General features: G+C 36.6%; 4 protein-coding genes. All 4 read left to right on the plus strand.

The window, feature by feature from the left end:
* Window positions 1–772 (plus strand): alpha/beta fold hydrolase (locus AB3X49_RS19765; RefSeq protein ID WP_367964228.1); only part of this gene is annotated, 772 nt, incomplete at its 5' end.
* A 67-nt stretch (window positions 773–839) separates the two neighbouring features.
* Entirely contained in the window at window positions 840–2,273 is a 1,434-nt protein-coding gene (gene pdxR, locus AB3X49_RS19770; protein WP_367964230.1) for a MocR-like pyridoxine biosynthesis transcription factor PdxR, read from the plus strand.
* Between the two features lie 33 nt (window positions 2,274–2,306).
* Window positions 2,307–2,663 (plus strand): CidA/LrgA family holin-like protein, encoded by a 357-nt coding sequence (locus tag AB3X49_RS19775; RefSeq protein WP_002190466.1) that lies wholly within the window; start codon window positions 2,307–2,309, stop codon window positions 2,661–2,663.
* 23 nt (window positions 2,664–2,686) lie between these two features.
* The coding region (locus tag AB3X49_RS19780) for an LrgB family protein (protein WP_367964233.1) at window positions 2,687–3,342 on the plus strand (656 nt) is incomplete at its 3' end.

Raw genomic sequence — 3,342 nt, forward strand, 5'->3', positions numbered from 1 at the left:
GTATTTTGAATATAAGAATCGAAAGATTTTTTACAATATAGAAGGATCGGGTCCTGTCATATTGTTTTTACACGGTCTTGGAGGAAATTCGAATAATTGGTTATATCAAAGAAAATACTTCAAGAAGACATGGACCGTAATCTCACTCGATTTACCTGGGCATGGGAAATCCGAAGGGATGGAAATTAGTTTTAAAGAATATTCAAATGTTTTATATGAGTTATGTAATCATTTAAAGCTAAAATCAGTAACAATTTGTGGTCTTTCGAAAGGAGCTAGAGTGGGTATCGATTTTGCTATTCAATATCCACGTTTTGTTTCTAGCTTAATTGTTGTAAATGCATTTCCCTATTTAGAACCGGCAGATCGTAAAGAACGACTTGAAGTATATGATTTACTTAGCTTGCAGGATAAAGGGAAAACTTGGGCTGATACGTTATTGAGAGCAATGGGAGTAGAAGATAATGATGCAATTGTCCGAGGATTTCATCAATCCCTACAAACGATTCATCCGACGCATATTCAAAGGCTATTCGCTGAATTAGTTGATTACGATCAAAGACCATACCTCTCTAACATTGCATGTCCTGCATTAATAATACGAGGAGAGAATGATTATTTTGTTCCGGAAAAGTATGTGAGAGAATTTGAAAAACACCTGAGAAACGTGACTTTCGTTGAGTTGAAAAATAGTGGGCACTTGCCTTATTTAGAACAGCCTACTAGCTTTAATGTGACGGTAGAGGCATTTTTAAATCATGCGCTTGATTAATACCATTTTTGCAGTGAATACTGTTATTAATGAGTTCAGGACACCAGCTTGGAGAGGAGGGAACTAAATGGAATGGCAACCGAATCGTGAAGATAAGATACCAGTTTATAAACAAATTGCTGATTACATTGAAAGAGGCATTTCTACCGGTGAATTCCCTTCTGATAGAAAATTACCTTCCGAGCGTATGTTAGCACAGAATTTACAAGTGAACCGGAGTACGGTCGTAGCTGCTTATGAGGAATTGAAATCACTTGGGGTAGTAGAACGGAAAAAAGGAAGCGGCACTCGGGTGAATACAGATATATGGGGTGTGTCACATAAACGAATACCGAACTGGGGTAGGTACGTTGAGGATGGATCGTTCTTACCTAATGTACCACTTGTTCAACAAATTCGAACGGAAACACAAAAAGATGATTTAATCAATTTAGCGAGTGGTGAATTGTCATCAGATTTAATTCCGAGTGATAGATTTCGAACAATTTTGTCGGAGAAAACATTTATGGGAAATCTCGGTTATGACCATCCGCTTGGAAATGAAATGTTGCGAAAAACCATTGCGACACATGTCGAGCAATATAAACAAATAGAAGCAGATTCAAGCTCTATTCTTATTACATCTGGAGCTCAGCAAGCACTTAATCTTATCGTTCAATGTTTGTTAAAGCCTGGAGATGCGATTGCAATTGAGGATCCCTCCTATTGTTATTCACTTCCGATGTTTAAATCAGCAGGTTTAAAAATATTCCGTTTACCAGTTGATCAGCATGGTATGAATCCAGATGACTTAATCGATTTGCACAAAAAGCATCGCATTCGTATGGTGTTTTTAAATCCGGATTATCAAAATCCAACTGGAACGGTACTTTCATTGGCAAGACGTAAAAAGGTTTTAGAACTATCTTCTGAATTTGGTATACCGATTGTAGAAGATGATCCGTATAGTTTGACTTCTTTTAATGGAGAAGTGAATCCAACATTGAAATCGATGGATCAAAATGGGAATGTTCTTTATGTGAGCTCATTATCAAAAATTGTTGCATCAGGATTACGTATCGGTTGGGTAATTGGCCCCACGCGCGTAATTGAGAGATTGGCAGATGCGAAGCAGCAAGTTGATTTCGGTCATAGTGTATTTACACAGTGGGTAGCGAACCAATTTTTAGAATCTGAGGATTTTCATACGCATATTACGATACTTCGTGGACAACTGAAACAAAGAAGAGATGAGTTAATTAGAAAGCTTGAAGAAATATTAGGGGACCAGATTGAATTTTTTGTTCCTGAGGGCGGAATACATTTATGGTGCAAAGTGCAAGGAACGTTTGATGAATATCATTTACTAGGTGAATCTATACAAAATGGTGTAGCATTTGTCCCAGGAAGCGTCCTAGGTTCGAAAAGTGAATATATCCGATTTACTTTTGGCAGAGCGAATGTAGAGCAAATTCAGCTTGGAGTTACAAGGTTTGCGGAAACATTAAATGAGATTTCATAATAGTGAAGCGTAATATGGAAATGAGGGAAAGAAATGAAGTACGTGACGCTTTTACTTCAAGTAGGCGTGCTATATGTTTTTAGCTTAGCTGGTACGTGGATTCAAGGAGTATTCCATCTGTCGATGCCAGGAAGTTTAATAGGGATGTTAATATTGTTTCTACTCCTTTCTACTCGTATTTTTCCATTAAAGTGGTTTGAGGTAGGGGCAGAAAAGTTAATAGTATTTTTACCGTTATTTCTAATTCCTTCGACAACAGGATTAATGGAATATGGATCTTTTCTTTTAAGTAAGGGGAGTGTTATATTCCTTTTAGTAATTGCAAGTACGGTAGTAACATTGATTGTTTCAGGGTATGTAAGTCAATTATTAGTAACATCAAAAAAATAAAATCGACAAGGTGCACGATTCAAATGGTCTTAATTATTATTACTGTAGTAATTTATTTATTGGCGACAAAGTTATATAAAAAATTTACGTTTCCATTTACGTTACCGGTATTAACAGTTACAGCAATTATGATTTGCTTATTTTTGATATTTGGTATTTCTCATCATGAGTATAAGGAAAATGGGGGAGACATTCTTTCAGGTTTTTTGAGTCCTGCAATTGTAGCGTTAGCTATACCTCTATTTAAAGAGCGAAAGATACTTATGAAAAACTTTTTAGCGATACTAATCGGCGTAGTGATAGGTATAGTGGCTTTAACGAGTATGAATGTAGTGATTGGTGGAATTTTAAATATAGATAAGGAACTTATATTAACAACTTTACCACAATTAGCGACAATGCCTATTGCCATTTCATTAGCGGATCAAATTGGTGGCATTCCATCTATGACTTCTAGTTTTGTAGTTGTTGCAGGAATAACAGGTGCTATTATCGGACCGACAGTACTTAAGTTTTTCCGTATAACAAGTACGATTGGAAAAGGAGTGGGGATGGGCTGCGCATCACATATTATTGGTGTGAGCCGTCTAGTGAAAGAAGGAGAGAAAGAGGCAACTATCGGTTCGGTAACGATGATTGTAACAGGGATACTTATTAGTATATTAGTACCTTATGGAAT

This window comes from Bacillus sp. C30 (genome assembly GCF_040838255.1).
Lineage (GTDB): Bacteria > Bacillota > Bacilli > Bacillales > Bacillaceae_G > Bacillus_A > Bacillus_A mycoides.